The sequence below is a fragment of the Parapedobacter lycopersici genome, assembly GCF_024643285.1.
GTDB lineage: Bacteria > Bacteroidota > Bacteroidia > Sphingobacteriales > Sphingobacteriaceae > Parapedobacter > Parapedobacter lycopersici.
The window spans coordinates 734,741-750,505 of the sequence record NZ_JAMSLW010000001.1 but is presented as its reverse complement, the minus strand read 5'-3'; the positions used below and the strand labels follow the sequence as shown (position 1 = coordinate 750,505).

The 15,765-nt window shown below is 53.3% G+C and carries 12 protein-coding genes; 4 read left to right on the top strand and 8 right to left on the bottom strand.

The annotated features are described in order from the left end of the window. Nucleotides 1-187: 187 nt before the first annotated feature. Nucleotides 188-601 carry a hypothetical protein gene (locus NEV57_RS03375; RefSeq protein ID WP_257656864.1) on the top strand — a complete coding sequence of 138 codons (414 nt, stop codon included), beginning with the start codon at nt 188-190 and terminating at the stop codon, nt 599-601. Here NEV57_RS03375 and NEV57_RS03370 read toward each other — a convergent pair. The 3 genes from NEV57_RS03370 to hrpB form a co-directional block, all read right to left on the bottom strand. After that, complete coding sequence (locus NEV57_RS03370) at nt 598-1,917, bottom strand: mechanosensitive ion channel family protein (RefSeq protein WP_257656863.1); 1,320 nt, start codon at nt 1,915-1,917, stop codon at nt 598-600. The two genes, NEV57_RS03375 and NEV57_RS03370, sit on opposite strands and share 4 nt — an antisense overlap. 107 nt (nt 1,918-2,024) lie before the next feature. Further along, nucleotides 2,025-4,046: a M3 family metallopeptidase gene (locus NEV57_RS03365; protein ID WP_257656862.1), complete on the bottom strand. Its 2,022-nt coding sequence runs from the start codon at nt 4,044-4,046 to the stop codon at nt 2,025-2,027. Between the two features lie 71 nt (nt 4,047-4,117). Further along, nucleotides 4,118-6,613, bottom strand: coding sequence for an ATP-dependent helicase HrpB (gene hrpB / locus NEV57_RS03360; protein ID WP_257656861.1), 2,496 nt, complete (start codon nt 6,611-6,613; stop codon nt 4,118-4,120). A 58-nt stretch (nt 6,614-6,671) separates the two neighbouring features. Here hrpB and NEV57_RS03355 point away from each other — a divergent pair, with 58 nt between their 5' ends. Next, the gene (locus NEV57_RS03355) at nt 6,672-10,031 is read left to right on the top strand and encodes a DEAD/DEAH box helicase (protein ID WP_257656860.1); all 3,360 of its coding nucleotides are present in this window, start codon (nt 6,672-6,674) and stop codon (nt 10,029-10,031) included. Between the two features lie 93 nt (nt 10,032-10,124). Here the strand turns inward: NEV57_RS03355 and NEV57_RS03350 are convergent, their stop codons facing one another. Further along, complete coding sequence (locus tag NEV57_RS03350) at nt 10,125-10,898, bottom strand: hypothetical protein (protein ID WP_257656859.1); 774 nt, start codon at nt 10,896-10,898, stop codon at nt 10,125-10,127. 147 nt (nt 10,899-11,045) lie between these two features. On the opposite strand from NEV57_RS03350, the gene NEV57_RS03345 reads away from it, so the two are divergent. Together NEV57_RS03345 and NEV57_RS03340 are read left to right on the top strand one after the other, a co-directional pair. After that, nucleotides 11,046-11,507: an Xre family toxin-antitoxin system antitoxin gene (locus tag NEV57_RS03345; RefSeq protein ID WP_257656858.1), complete on the top strand. Its 462-nt coding sequence runs from the start codon at nt 11,046-11,048 to the stop codon at nt 11,505-11,507. After that, the gene (locus NEV57_RS03340; RefSeq protein WP_257656857.1) at nt 11,507-11,983 is read left to right on the top strand and encodes an RES family NAD+ phosphorylase; all 477 of its coding nucleotides are present in this window, start codon (nt 11,507-11,509) and stop codon (nt 11,981-11,983) included. The genes NEV57_RS03345 and NEV57_RS03340 overlap by 1 nt, the downstream gene beginning before the upstream one ends. A 20-nt stretch (nt 11,984-12,003) precedes the next feature. Here NEV57_RS03340 and NEV57_RS03335 read toward each other — a convergent pair whose 3' ends face one another. The 4 genes from NEV57_RS03335 to NEV57_RS03320 form a co-directional block, all read right to left on the bottom strand. Next, nucleotides 12,004-13,230 carry a nucleoside permease gene (locus tag NEV57_RS03335; protein WP_257656856.1) on the bottom strand — a complete coding sequence of 409 codons (1,227 nt, stop codon included), beginning with the start codon at nt 13,228-13,230 and terminating at the stop codon, nt 12,004-12,006. Nucleotides 13,231-13,267: 37 nt separating this feature from the next. Beyond that, nucleotides 13,268-13,873 carry a bifunctional nuclease family protein gene (locus NEV57_RS03330; RefSeq protein WP_257656855.1) on the bottom strand — a complete coding sequence of 202 codons (606 nt, stop codon included), beginning with the start codon at nt 13,871-13,873 and terminating at the stop codon, nt 13,268-13,270. Nucleotides 13,874-13,984: 111 nt separating this feature from the next. Next, the gene (locus NEV57_RS03325; RefSeq protein WP_257656854.1) at nt 13,985-14,962 is read right to left on the bottom strand and encodes an electron transfer flavoprotein subunit alpha/FixB family protein; all 978 of its coding nucleotides are present in this window, start codon (nt 14,960-14,962) and stop codon (nt 13,985-13,987) included. Nucleotides 14,963-15,020: 58 nt separating this feature from the next. Continuing rightward, entirely contained in the window at nt 15,021-15,755 is a 735-nt protein-coding gene (locus tag NEV57_RS03320) for an electron transfer flavoprotein subunit beta/FixA family protein (protein WP_257656853.1), read from the bottom strand. Between the last annotated feature and the right edge of the window lie 10 nt (nt 15,756-15,765).

Sequence of the window (15,765 nt, the reverse complement as noted above, 5' to 3'; positions counted from 1 at the left end):
GGCAGATTCCGGCGATTTCCGCTATTTAGCGTTATTTCTCTGCCGGATTCGTAAGGTTGCCTGAATTGTGTACTTTTGTAGCCATAAAAAATAGATCCCTGCCATGAGCGAACGCGCCAAACGAATTTTTCTTGCCATCTGTATTGTTGTCCCTTTTTTGCTGTACTGCTTTTACTATTACAGCATCATGATAAAGAACGCACCCTATCGTTTTGCGGACTTTCAGTCGGTGGTTTTGAAATACGGCGAGGGAACAAACCTGGTCAATCAATTTGATTCCAGTACCGGCTATTACCAATACCTCAATGCCCGGGACTCCCTGGTTATGGACACGATCCGCTTACGGAAAGACGACCTGTTGTACCTGCACCGGAAAGCCGCAGAGCTGGGGTTCTGGAATCTGCCGGACGACATGACCACACCCACTGATACAGACGAAACGCCCGTACCCCGCTTTTTCCTGCAGTTTAACTACAAAGAGAAAAGCAAGCAGGTAATCCTGGATGCCGATTTCAATACGGGCAATCCGAAAATGCGGGAAACGGCCAAATCGGTTATTGATGAGGTGCGCCGGGTATTGAGCGACGCACACGACCGTTAATTCCGCTGCGACCCCGCTTCCGTTTCCTGTTTCAGCGCCTGTAATCCGAGATTCCGGATATCATCCGAGGCGGGTGATTCAAACACTTCCAGATTGAAATACTTGATTGCCGATAGCAGGTGGTCGAAGAGGTCGGCCATTACGCCTTCGTAGATCGCCCATCGGGTATCGGCGGTAAACATATAGAGTTCGATTGGCAGGCCGTGCTCGCTGGGCGACAACTGCCTGACCAGGAAGGTCATGTCTTTCCGGATCTGGGGGTTCACCTCGGCATACCGGTTGATGTATTGCCTGAACAATCCCACATTGGTCATGTTGCGCCCATTGACCGGCATGGTGCGGTCGGCTCCGCTTTCCGCATTGAACTTGTCGATTTCCTGCTGCCGCCCGTCGATGTAGTCGGTAAGCAGCTGGATCTTCCGCAGCTCGGCCAGTTCTTCCGGCGTCACGTAACGGATGGAAGAGATTTTGATGTGGATGGCCCGCTTGATCCGGCGCCCTCCGGTTTCCTGCATTCCCCGCCAGTTTTTCACCGAGTCCGTAATCAGGTAATAGGTGGGGATGGTGCTGATGGTTTTATCCCAGTTTCTGACTTTCACCGTGTTGAGGTTGATCTCAACGACGTCGCCGTCGGCGCCGTATTTGGGCATCTCAATCCAGTCGCCCACCCGTACCATGTCGTTGGTGGATACCTGTATGCTGGCGACAAAGCCCAAAATCGTATCTTTAAACACGAGCATCAGGATGGCCGAAGCTGCGCCCATGGCAGTCAGGAATGCCCATGGCGATTGTCCCGTCAGTGCCGTGAACAGGATAATGCCCGCAATGAAAAATAAAAAGATGTCAATCACCTGCAAGTAGCTTTCCAATGGCTTATCCTGGAAGCTTGCCTTTGTACGCAGGTGATCCCGGACCGACCGGAACAGCGACCTAAAAAATGCGATCCACGCGAACACGAGCAGGATGCCGATCAGTTTGCCGGCGGCGCTTATCCAACCCGGAAATCCGGTCAGCACCACCGGGATCAGGGATGAGGCCAGGGAGAGGGGTATAATCCGCGCCAGCTTTGCCGGTGCCCGGTTATTGATGAGGTAGTCGTCGAATTTCGTTTTGGTGTTTCTTGCCATTCGGCTGAGGAGACTCCGCAAAACGCCGCGGGACACGGCATACACGGCCCATAACACAACGAGAAAAAGCCCAAGCTGGATGAAGAGGTTAATGTACCTGGCTGCGGTTTCGGGCAGTCCCCAGTTAAGCAGAAGCTGATAAGTGAATTGGTAAATCTGAGTTGGATCGGTAGCTGCTAGTAATCCCATAAATCTTTGCCTGATAGAAATTCAAAATAGCCTGAATGGCTCTGGAAGTGGGCAAATATAGGAAATTTCCTTGGCATGGGGAAATGCCACCGCCGATCCGGCCGGAATTAAACCAGTCCGGCCCGCTTCAGCAATGCCTGTGGGTCGGGCTTGCGGCCCCGGAACCGGATGTAGAGTTCCATAGGGTCTACCGTGCCGCCAAGGCGTAACAGATCCTTGAATTTAGCCGCGGTTTCGGGGTCGAATATCCCGTTTTCCTGAAAATAGGAAAATGCATCGGCATCGAGCACTTCCGCCCATTTATAGGAATAATATCCCGCGGAATAACCGCCTGCAAATATGTGGGAGAATGAAGGGCTCTGCGCCGTTCCGGGAAGGTGGGCGTACAGCTGGGCATCGCGTATGGTTTCCGTCTCAAATGTTTCGATTGAGGTGCCATCCGCCAGTTTGCCGGTATGGTATGCCATGTCGAGCAGTCCGAAGCCGAGCTGCCGCAGGGTCTGGTACCCTTCCATGAAATTGGCGGCTGCCACGATTTTGTCAATTTCCGCCTCGGGTAACGGTTCGCCGGTCTGGAAGTGTTTTGCGAATGAACGGAGAAACGCCTTGTCGTAACAGTAGTTTTCCATGAACTGGGAAGGAAGTTCCACAAAATCCCAATAGACATTCGTGCCCGACAGACTTTCGAATGTGGTGTCGGCCAGTATACCGTGCAACGCGTGGCCAAACTCATGGAAGAGCGTGGTGACCTCAGTGAAGGTAAGCAGCGATGGGGTGTCGCTCACCGGACGTGCAAAATTACATACGATGGAAATATGCGGCCGGATATTTTGTTCGCTATCGCGGTATTGGCCACGATAGGCCGTCATCCAGGCGCCGGCACGTTTGCCTTCGCGGGGATGCCAGTCGGTATACAGCAGGGCCTTGTGCCCGCCCTGTTCGGTGACTTCATATACGGTCACTTCCGGGTGATATTTCTGGATGTCGTTCCGTTCAGAAAAGGTGAGTCCGTAGAGGCGGTTGGCGGCATCGAATGCCGCATCGAGCACGCGATGCAGTGGAAAATAAGGTTTCAGCGCTTCTTCGGACAGGTCAAAACGGGCTTCCCGCAGCTTTTCGGCATAGTAGGCGTGGTCGTACGGCATGATTTGGTTAACGCCATCCGCTGCGGCCAACGCTTGCAGCGCCGTAATTTCCTGCTGTGCGTGTGGCCGGGCCTTTTGCAGCAAATCGTGGAGGAAATCAAAAACCGTATCCGGGGTAGCAGCCATCCGCTCCTGCAGTACAAACTCGGCGTGCGTATCAAACCCAAGCAGTTTTGCCCGTTTTGCCCGCAGATCCACGATGGTGCGGATCACTTCCTCGTTATTTTGTTCGTTATCCTTAAACGCTCTTTTGCCAGCGGCAAGCTGCATCTCTTTGCGTAAATCCCGGTTAGCCGCATATTTCATGAACGGCATAAAACTGGGGAAATGAAGGGTGAACACCCATCCGGACATTCCCCGCTTTTCGGCTTCTGCCCGCGCGGCCCCCACAATGGAGTCCGGAAGACCGGCCAGATCCGCTTCCTGCTCGATGTGCAGCTGGTAAGCGTTGGTTTCCTGCAGGACGTGCTGTGAAAATTTCATGGTAAGTGTCGCCAGCTGCTGGTCGATGTCCCGTAACTGTGTTTTTTCGGCTTCGGACAGCAATGCCCCGTTTCTTACAAAGCTTTTGTAGGTTTTGTCCAGCAACCGGTTTTCCTCGGCTGTCAGTGCCGACCGGTCCGTATGCTCAACAACGTGTTTCACGCGACGGAAAAGCGCTTCGTTCAGCATCAGGTCGTTATTGTATTCCGCTAACAGGGGGGAGAGCTCCTGGGCGAGTTCCTGCAGGTAATCCGTGGTTTCTGCCGAATCGAGGTTGAAGAACGTGGATGACACGACGTCGAGCTGCTTGCCGACACGTTCCAGTGCCGCAATGGTATTCGCAAAGTCGGGTGCCGCTTCGTTATCCACCAGGTCCGCTATTTCGGTTTTTGCCCGGCTGATCCATTCCAGCATGGCAGGTTTAAAGTGTTCTTGTTGAATCTGCTCAAAAGGTACACTCTGGAATGCGGTGTCAAAGGGGTGTAATAGTGGATTGCTCATGGATATCTGATTACTGTGCTTAACGACTGATCGGCCAAAAATAATAAAAAATACCCCACACGCCGAACGGCCTACAGCTGTTTTTTCCGGGGCACCCCGCTAACGGCTTTGGCATCAAGCGGGTTATCGGGCCAGGCGTGTTTGGGATAACGTCTTCGCAGCTCTTTGCGTACCTCGAAATAGGTGGTTTGCCAGAAACTCCGCAGGTCGGCGGTCACCTGGACAGGCTTAAATCCGGGAGAAAGCAGGTGCATGATCACCGGCGTACGCCCGTCGTTGATCCGGGGCGTTTCGAGTAGGCCGAAGACTTCCTGCAGCCTGACGGATAAAACCGGCGGTTCGCCGTTTGGCGAGTAGTGCAGCTTAATCACCGAACCGCTGGGTACGTGAAGATGCTCGGGTGCCAGCTGGTCGACTGCACGTTGCTGTTCGGTATGGAGGCTGTACCGAAGGATTTGCAGCAGGTCAAGCTTTTTCAGCTCTTCGGCTTTCCGGATGCCGGCAAGGTAGGGCGTCAGCCAGCGGTCCGGCTGTCCGAGCAGTGCGTCGGTTGTTACATCGGGCCACGCTTCGTCGGGCCGCCACCGGCGCAGGCTCAGCACCCGGTGCTGCCAGTTGGTTACATCGGACGTGAACGACAGCAGCCGGGCACCCGCTGATTGGAGGGCCATGCAGATGGCGCGGACAATCGAATCTTCATCAGGCGTGGGCAGCGGAACGGATTCAAGTACGATGTTTCCGATACGGACGTCGCGGGTGGCTATGATACCGCCCTGTTTGGTATCCCAGTTGATGCGGTCGGTCTCGTGGGTAAATGCGCTGAGTTGGCCGGGGTCGACGGGCGATGCCAGGAATATCCTGCCCATGCCGGGGCGCGCGTCGAGGTGGGCTACCGCCAGCCAGGATTCATGGGCCAGTTCATCGGTGGAAGCCAATGATGCTTTTTTGCCGCTGGTAAGCTGAAATGTGCCGGATCCGGTGTCTTTCGCAACGGCAATCCGTTCCGGATACGCATGAGCCAGCAACAGTCCGGTATGGTACGGGTCCACCATGCCGTTGTCCACGGCTGTGTCCAGCAGCTTGCGGTACGAACGTGCAATTTTCTCGATGTTATCCCAACGCCTGCCTTTTCCGCCGTTGGCCCGGTGCTTTCGCAGCGCTTCGATCCGCAGGTTGATGTCGGCCCCGACGGTGCTGTCCAACGGATCGCGCTCTTCCAGCAGGGCGGCGATATCCGTAGCCAGCGGCAGTAGTTGCGCCGATTTTCCGGTGAGTAACATATGAGCTACCCGCGGATGGCAGGGCAACCGATGCAGCTGCTTGCCGTGCGGGGTGATTTTCCCGTCAGCTAATGCCGAAAGGTCGTGGAGCGTATTGCCTGCCTGGGTGACGGCTGTTGCAGGTGGCGGGGTGACCCAATCCAGCTGTTCCATGTCCGATATGCCCCATTGGGCCAGGTCGAGCAGCAGCGGGGCAAGATCGGCTTCCAGTATTTCTGGCGTCCGATAAGGGGCCATGCGTAGCTGCGTTGCGGGTGTCCACATCCGGTAGCAGGTGCCGGGTCCGAGCCGCCCGGCCCGACCTGCACGCTGGTCGGCGGCATCAACGGAAATACGTACCGTCTTAAGCCGGGAAAGGCCCGAGGCGGCGTCGAACAGCATGGTGCGGGTAAAGCCGCAGTCGACTACGATAGAGATCCCGGTGATGGTCAGGCTTGTTTCGGCGATGGATGTGGCGAGTACCACCTTGCGCCGTCCGTTACGGTCGGGCTGTATGGCTGCCTGCTGTTCCGCCAGGGACAGCTGTCCATAGAGCGGGTGTATTGCCGCAGTGGCCGGACCGGTGCCAAGCAACGCTTCGCATTTTCTTATTTCCACCTCGCCGGGCAGGAAGGCCAGCACATCGCCGGACTGTTCCCGGAGGGCGCGCATAACGGTCCGCGCACAGGCTTCAGGCAGCCGGGTGATATCCGGTTCATCGGTGTGGATGATTTCTACGGGATGCAACCGCCCTTCGCTTTTTACCACGGGTGCATCCAGTATGCGGGATAGCGGATCGGTGTCCAATGTTGCCGACATGATCAGTATGCGCAGGTCCGGCCGCAGTACCTGCTGGCTTTCCCGGCACAGGACAAGGGAAAGGTCGGTATGCAGCCGCCGTTCGTGAAATTCGTCGAAGATAATCAGGCCGACATCTTCCAGCGCGTTATCCTGATGAAGCATGCGGGTGAGGATGCCCTCGGTGACGACCTCAATCCGGGTGCGGGAGGAAGTCTGGTTTTCGAACCGTACGCGGTAGCCGACCGTTCCGCCGGCCTGTTCGCCGCATAATGCCGCCATGCGGTGCGCAATGCTGCTTGCGGCCAGTCTTCGCGGTTCAAGCATGATGATTTTTTTCCCCTGAAGCCAGGGTTCCCCGAGCAGCGCCAACGGAACGATCGTGCTTTTACCTGCCCCGGGTGGTGTGCTGAGGATAAGTGTATTACTATTGTTCAGATATTTTGTTACTTGAGGTATTACTTCCGCTATGGGAAGGTCGGTATCACGTAAATCGAACGGTGTGGGCATACGGGACCAAAGATAAAAAAAGCACGTGAAAGCACAGGTGATTTAGCTAAGTTTGCGGATGCTTGAATCCGAGGCGCACCGTTATGTTTTCAGGGATACGGACGTAGACCGGCTTACCGAATTGATGCTGCTGGAGGCCAGCGAACCAATGCTGCCTTTGGATAGGAAGGCTATGGTATCTGTGCGGCCTGTTGAATTAGCCGTTGACGCGGGTGTGTTTTCCCTTCACCTGCCGGACGGTAATATCGCCACGGTAGGCGTAACCCAGGGAAATGGCCGCATTACCGTGGTCAGTGACGGTGCCGGCCGGCCGGACTGTCTTACGGCGGCTGAATCCACGGTTCTGACCGCTATTCTCTGGCGAGAAGCGTTCGGTGTGTTTTATCGGCCCGCTTTGCGGTTCCGTAAGCTAAGGCAGGCGGCTCCCGGTTACGGACTGGAACAGGAGACCGATACCGATCTTGACCGGTACCTGCAGCCCGTGATTGAAGGAGGGCAGCTCATCGTGCAGCCCCGACTCCCGGGGTTATTGCCGCTGGCGTCTCCGAAATACAGCGAACTGCGTAAACGGGTCGAACAGCTTGACCAGGCACCAATCATGCAGCCGTCGCCCGACCGTACCATACTCGTCATCAGCAGGCATAAATACTATCGTAACCTGACCGTGGAACTTATTGATGCCGAGTGTACGAAATCAGGTAAGCTGAAGCCACCGTTTACCCGGATACCACCGCTGGACCTGATATCAGCTACCACTGAGTCCGCCCGGGCGAAATTCTATGCCGCTATCGCAACCTTGCAGCAGCTGACCGCTGGCAGCGCCGAATCGATAGGAAATGCCCTGTGTACTGTTGTCAGGGAAAACAATTACCGGTTGTATTACCATGATGACCGGCTCGGCGAACAACTGGCATCCCGGACATTGATACCTATACAGGCGGCCATCGCCCCGGATACCGTGCGGTTGTCGGTCAGGTCCAACGATTCCTTCTATACCATTACGGGTACCATTATGCTGGATGGCAAAAGGTACAACCTGCAGGAGCTGCCGTTTAAGTTCGGGTATTTTATCCTGCTTAATGAAGTGTTTTACCTGATTGCCAATCCGCTTTTGCTGTCAGTTGTAGCACTGCTGAATGAAAATGGTGGTTCGTTGCTTATTCACAGCAGCAAATTCCATGCTTTTCAGCAGCAGCTGCTTGATAAGTTGGCCGATCGCGTCCCCATTGAATACCCCGACCTTAAGCCGGGTACTGCGCGGCAGCTGGCCGGTGGCGGCTTTGGCAAAACACCGGATCAGTTGATTTATCTGTCTGATTTTGGCGACCATGTGATGATGATACCCGTGATGCGGTACGGCGGTACGGAAGTGGCTATCCGTACAGAAAAACAGGTGAAAGCGGTTGACCAGGATGGAAGTGATTTTCTGGTGCCACGGAATGGGGTGCTTGAACAGCAGTTTATTTCGCTGCTGATCAAACAGCATCCATACCTGCTTGAGCAACTGGATAATCAACTGTATTATTTTTACCTGCACAAACGTCACTTCCTGGATGAGGAGTGGTTCCTGCCAACATTTGCTACATGGCATGAAGCGGGTATTGAAGTATTTGGGTTTAATGAATTAGATAACAATAAACTAAATACCAATCAGGTAAAAATAGATATTAAAATCATCAGTGGGCTGAACTGGTTCAACGCAACCTATGATGTCCGGTTTGGAAAGAAGCGGGCATCGCTGAAAAAAATCCAGGCAGCGTTGCGGAACAAAAGCAGGTATGTAGTGCTTGACGATGGAACCCGGGGCATTCTGCCAGCCGCGTGGATCGAAAAATTCACACAGTATTTTCACGCGGGGGAAGCAGTTGATGATACCGTCATCCGGTTTGCAAAAACAAATTTTGAAACGGTGACCGCACTCTATGATGCATCCATGCTGGACGAGCAGGCGGCCAGCGAGATTGCGGCATTCCGCAGCCGCGTCCAGGATTTCGACTCCATGCCGCAGGTCGGAGAACCCAGCGCGTTGCAGGCTACTCTCCGCCCATACCAGCGGCAGGGACTTGGATGGTTCCATTTTCTTGATGAGTGCAATTTCGGTGGAATACTGGCCGACGAGATGGGATTGGGAAAAACGGTCCAGGTCATTGCTTTTATGCTGTCGCAACGGGAATCGGGTACAAAAGGTACCGACCTGGTTGTGGTCCCGGCCACGCTGATCTTCAACTGGCAACGGGAGCTGGTGACTTTAGCACCTTCGCTGCGCGTATTGACGCTTTACGGGGCCCGGCGCCTGAAAACAGCGGATGGCTTCCGGGACTATGACGTGGTGCTCACATCGTATACGACCTTGCTGGCCGATATCCGCTTTTTGAAACACTTCATGTTCAATTACGTATACCTGGATGAATCCCAGCATATCAAAAATCCGGAATCACAGCGCTATAAAGCCGCCCGCCTGCTGCAGGCACGGAACCGGATCGCCATCAGTGGGACACCGTTTGAAAACAGTTCGTTTGATCTGTATGGCCAGCTGTCTTTCGCCTGTCCGGGACTGCTGGGTAGCAAACGGTATTTTCGGGATATTTACGGCCGGCCTATTGATCAATTCAAGGACCGGAAACGCAGGAAGGAGCTCCAGCAGAAAATTAAGCCCTTTATCCTTCGTCGGACGAAACAGCAAGTGGCTGATGCGCTTCCCGAAAAGGTTATCCTTACCCTCTATAGTGAAATGGGTGACGCACAGCGGAAAATTTACGATGCCTATGAAAAGGAGTTCCGCGATTTCATCTGTGCGCTTTCCGGGGAAGAGCTGGACCGGAGTCCGATGTATGTGCTGAGGGGGTTAACGCGGTTGCGGCAGATCTGCAATTCACCCGCGCTGCTGCCCGATGGCATGTTAAATACCGCTGTTTCGGCCAAGATTGAACTGTTGAAGGAGCAGATTACCGATAAGGCGCCTCACCATAAGATCGTTGTCTTTTCGCAGTTTGTTTCGATGCTGCATCAGATTGAACGCATGCTGACGGAGATTGCGGTGCCGTACGTCAGCTTAACGGGTGCTACCCGGCAACGGGGACAGGTGGTTGATGCATTTCAAGAAAACCCAGCCGTGCGTGTTTTTCTCGTTAGCCTTAAAGCAGGCGGAACCGGCCTGAACCTTACGGCGGCGGATGTGGTGTACCTGGTGGATCCCTGGTGGAACCCGGCCGTGGAGGCACAGGCGATTGACCGCGTACACCGGATCGGGCAGGATAAGAAAACGACAGCTTATCGACTGATTACGCCAAACTCTGTGGAGGAAAAGGTACTCCTGTTACAAGCTGCCAAGCAGAGCCTAGCGGGCGGACTGGTAAGCAACGACACCTCGTTTTTCCAGGGGCTCGACCGGGATCAGTTACTGAACCTGTTGTCCTGACCAGGGCGGCTCATAAAAAAACAAACACCCCCGGACAGCTTTTCTGGCGGCTGCCGCCCGGAGGGTGCATGTTAGGTTTACCTAGTAGTTTCCTTACTTGCGAGCTTCTCCTGCGGGTTGGCCGTCCCGCTCCACCGGTGGATGTGTCCGCTCATCTGGGATTTCGGATGTTAACGAGGTTTTCTCTTGCTGTCCTTCCGAAACGGTACTGCCATCGGGTCTGTCATCCGGCTCATCCAGCAGAAAATCGGCTGCATGATGCGCAACGATATGCGCTATGGCTTTCGTTGCGTAAATCAGAAAGAACACCTCGGTCAGTTTTTCGAGGTAACGGTATATCTTTGAATCCTGCCGGTCGTATTTGGAGTAGTCACCCAGTCTATTCTCACTGAGCAGTGTGATCAGCAGTTTATCCATTAATCGCTGCCAGGCCTGCAAGGATTTGAAGGCGAAAAACTTATCGATGAAAAGACCAATGTTGTCAAACTCCTTCCGGGATAGGCGATCGAATTCAAGATAAGTGCCGCGAAATAAGGTGCGGTCGAAAATAATGGCGGTGCGGGGGTATCGTGTAAGGGTGTAGTGTGGGGATTCGGACTCGATTTCCCAGTGGCGGACCACGTGTTTTAATACGTAAATTAATTCAATGTGCTGGTAGAGCTGTTGCCAGCAGAAATGCAGGTTGGCAAAGTCGATTGGTTTTAATCCGATACCGTTGGTGGCACTGATCCGGATGACCCGGTCGATATCACGCCTCCAATGCGCTAAGCCGGTTACATTACGGCAAAAGTACGCGACGGTATATAGCGGGTTTTTTGCCTCTTTCTTTGTTAAATAACGAAAATGTGCTTGTCTTACTGATTTCATTGGAATTAGGTTTGTTGGTTTGATTACAACAAAGATAGTATCTTTTGATAATACAACAAAAGATTTTTACTGGTTTTTCAAATTTGATTCATTGGATTAATTTGAATGTGCGACAAATTATCCTTACCTTTGGATAAAATGTCGCACATGGCACTGTCAAATAAAAAGGAAATCAAGACGCATTGGACCGTATCTTCCCTATTGGGCGGAACGGATACGGTCGGCCGGAACATCAAAACGGAATTTGACCTGATCGCGCTGAGCAATGACGGGCTGACTAAGGCGTCGCTGGAGGCGCTGATTGCTTTTCTGGGTATTCCCAGAAAACAGTTCGTGGAGGAACTCCTCGGTATGTCGGTAAAGACCATCGAACGCAAAAAGAGCGATGACCGGCTCGACCGGCATACATCTTCCCATATCATTGAAATCGCCAAGGTGGTGGAGCATGCCGTTGCCGTTTTTGAGGATGAGGAAAAGGTGCGCGACTGGCTGGCTACACCGAATAGGGCACTGAACAACCTTTGCCCATTGGAACTGTTTTATATGCCTACCGGACTTGCACTGGTGAATACTATACTGGGGCGCATTGAAGAAGGGGTGTACTCCTGATGCTGCTATACCGGATTGCCAAATCGGCGAAACGGGCCACGGACCTTTCGGGGACGGGCGCATATACGTTTGGCGGCCGGTGGAATAATCCGGGCGCTTATATGCTCTATACCAGTGAGAACAGCTCGCTGGCTTACCTCGAAAATCTGGTTCATTTTGATTCGGCCATTATTCCTCCGAAGTTGTTTATTCTGAGTATTGAAGTGAGCGGGAACCCCGATCTGATTTATACCTTGCCTGATGCATCATACCCTAAAAACTGGATGAAGCTGGGTAACCTGGAAAATAAGCACCTTGGTGACAGATGGATGCACGAAGCCCGGTACCTTGGTGTCCGCGTGCGCTCGGCTGTGAACCGGAAGGAATTCAATTGCCTGTTGAATCCACTGTTTGCCGGCTATCACGACCTCGTGAAGGTCGCATCCGTAGAACGGCTGCCGGTAGATAGCCGGCTCATCGACATCAACATGAGATAGGGGACGGGTGGGTGAGCTAATTACTGCGCCATGCGTTTATCCCGGAATGTAATCATGAACAGCACCGCCAATACCAACGCATAGCCTGCGAAAGTAAACCAGATGCTTGGCCAGTCCCTGACGCCTGTTGCATCCGTAAAATGATCCACGACCCAGCCGCTGCCGATCCCGCCAATAATGGCGCCGAATCCATTGGTCATGATCATAAACAACCCCTGCGCGCTGGAACGGATAGCCGGGTCGGCCTCCTTTTCTACAAAGAGGGAACCCGATATATTGAAAAAATCGAAAGCCAGGCCGTAAACCACCATGGATAATACAAGCAGGTAAAGTTTATCAGCCGGATTCCCCAGGCCGAAAAGCCCGAAGCGCAGCATCCAGGCGATGATGCTGAAAAGGATGACATTGCGGATGCCGAACCGGGTAAGGAAAAAGGGAATCAGCAGGATGAAGAACGTTTCGGACAGCTGTGAGATGGAGAGCAGGAGATTGGGATGCTGCACACCAAAGGACTCCGGATAACTGTTTCTGAAATCACTCAGAAACGGTCCGCCGAACGCATTGGTAATTTGCAGTGCCGCGCCCAACATGAGCGAAAACAGGAAAAAAACCGTCATTTTCCGTTTCCGGAACAGCACCAACGCATCCAGTCCCAGCGAAACAGCTAATGATTTTTTCCGCGTTCTACCCGCATAAGGGGGGGATGGGGGTAGGGTAAATGCGTAGCAGCCCAGCAGCAGGCCGGCCCCCGCCGCTACGTAGAGCTGATTGCCATGCGCCGTCCAGCCCAGGAAATCAACCGCCCACATGGCCATGATAAAACCCACGGTACCCCATACGCGGATGGGCGGAAAGGTCTTCACCACATCGTGGTTTTTCTGGGTCAGCACATTATATGAAACCGAGTTGGACAGGGCAATGGTGGGCATGTAAAACAGGGAGTTGAGCAGCATGAGCAGGTAAAACGACTGAAAATCGGTTACATTGGCCACACCTATCAATGTGGATGCGCCGATGAGGTGTGCCGCACCAAGTACGCGTTCTGCGTTGACCCACCGGTCGGCCACGATGCCCAATAATCCCGGCATGAATACGGATGCGATACCCATGGTGGCATATACGGATCCGATCTGGAATCCCGAAAAGTTCAACTGGCTTCCCATATAGCTTCCCAGGGAAATCAGCCATGCCCCCCAGATGAAGAACTGGAGAAAACTCATCGCGATAAGCCGTATTTTTATCGACATAGATCGCCGGGATTTAGCTGATGGTCAGTGGAATTCGTTAGGAGGATTTTCTTCGGGTAATCTCATCCCGTATGCGCGCTGCCTTTTCATACATTTCATCTGCCAGCGCTTTGGCCAGCGTTTCCTGCAACTGCTCTTCCGTCATCGACGAGTAGGATGTCGTGTCCGGAGCTGTCCTGGTTTCCGGATCGCCGCCGGCGGACTCGATATTTTCGAGAAATACGAAATCATTTCCCTCGATGACAATGCCGGCAGAAGCCAGGATGAATTCGTAGGTATATACCGGTGCTTTAAAACGTACGGCCAGCGCAATAGCGTCAGATGTCCGGGCATCGATTTCGGTATGTTTCCGGCCGTCGTTGAAAATAATCTTGGCGTAAAAAATACCATCCACCAGATTATAGATAATTACTTCTTCGATCTTGATATGGAACGTTTCCGCGAAGGTTTTGAAAAGGTCGTGCGTCAGCGGGCGACTGGGTGTCATCTTCTCGATCTCGATGGCAATGGCCTGTGCCTCAAAGCCGCCGATGATTATCGGCAGGCGCCTGCGGCCGGAAATCTCACCTAAGACGAGCGCGTAAGCTCCGGACTGCGTCTGGCTATAAGATAAACCAACAATATCTAACTTAATCTTCTTCATGCCTGGTGCATTGCGCGAACTGCAAAGATGCAAAACTTAAGCTGGTAATACAAAATGCGATCTTCAAAACCGATTGGATAAAGATAGCACGATTTCGGGAAATGATCAAATTCACGGATTGCCTTTATAGGCCCGGATAGCAGCAGTCAGTCGGGGTACTACATCAAATGCGTCGCCGACGATACCGTAGTCCGCTACCTTAAAAAACGGTGCTTCGGGGTCTTTGTTGATGACTACAATGGTTTTCGATGCACTTACTCCCGCTAAGTGCTGTATTGCACCCGATATGCCGATGGCAATATACAGGTTTGGGCTGATGGCGATGCCGGTCTGCCCGACGTGTTCCGCATGTGGTCGCCAGCCGGCGTCAGACACCGGTTTCGAACAGGCGGTGGCGGCGCCCAATACGTCGGCCAGTTCTTCGATCATTCCCCAATTTTCCGGGCCCTTGAGCCCGCGGCCGGCGGAAACGACAATTTCCGCTTCCGGCAACGGTACCTTATCCACGGCATGGACAATTTCTTTTATTACGGTGGTGAGGTCACGGTCGTCGACAATCGGATTGAAGGCTTCAACCTGCGCATCGCCTCCGGTTTCACGCAGCTCAAACGCATTGGGATTCAGTGCGATCACTTTTTTCGGCGAAACCAGCTCCGTATAGGCAAATGCCTTGCCCGAAAAAGCAGTCTTCTTTACCGTAAGGACGTTGCCCGTTACCTCGGGCAGGTCAACTGCACCGTCGGCCAGGCCCGCCCCGAGTTTAGCCGCCACGCGCGGTGCCAGTCCCCGGCCACTGAAAGTGTTTGAGATGATAATGACCGAGGCACCCGATTGATCAGCTGCCTGGGCAATGATGCTGGCATAAGCTTGGTTGATGAAATTTTTTAACCGGTCGGCGGATACGCTCCATACGTTTGAAGCACCGTAATTTCCCAATGCCTGTAATTCGGAAGCATCCACGTCGCCGATTGACAGGGCCGTTACGTCGGTACCCAGCTGTTCGGCTACTGCCCTGGCATAGGAAACGGCTTCATGAGCGGATTTCTTGAATTTGCCGGAAGCACTTTCTGTATATACTAAAACGGACATAATTATCGTATTAGGCTAATGTAAAGATCATGAACGAACATGTTATACTGGTGCATGGTTAAATAACCCTGGCCTTATGCAGTAAATCAACCAGTTTTTCGGTTTCCCCGGCATCAACCAGGGTAACAGCCCCCTTCGGGGCCGGGGATTCATAGCGGATGACCCGTGTCAGTACGGGTACATCCACCGGATCGATCACCGTCAGCGGCTTGGTGCGGGCACTCATGATACCCCGCATGTTGGGTATGCGGGGTTCAGCGACGCCTTCCGAGGTACCGATGGCTGCCGGCAATGGAATAGAGAGCACCTCTTTACCGCCTTCAATTTCCCGTTCGACCACGGCTGCAGTGCCTTCGAGCGTGACTTTTTTCGCCGCGTTGACCGACGGGATACCCAGCAGTTCTCCCACGAATGTGGTCACCTGCGAGCCGTTGTAGTCAATGGACTCACGCCCGGCTAAAATAAGGTCGAATCCCTGGTCTTTGGCGTAACCTGCAACCTGATTAGCTACAAACCAGGCATCACGGGGGGCAGCATTAACGCGCACCGCCTCATCCGCTCCCGTTGCCAAGGCTTTCCGGATGGTGGCGTCTGCAGGCGATTCGCCCACATGGATCACCGTTACCGAGCCATTGCCGTTTTCCGTCAGCTCAAGTGCCTTCGAAAGCGCAATTTCATCGTAAGGATTAATGATGTACTGGAGACCCGTGGTATTGAGCTGCGTATTATTATCGGTAAACGTGATTTTTGAAGTAGTATCGGGGACCTGGCTAATGCAAACTAATATCTTCATGAGCAGTCGT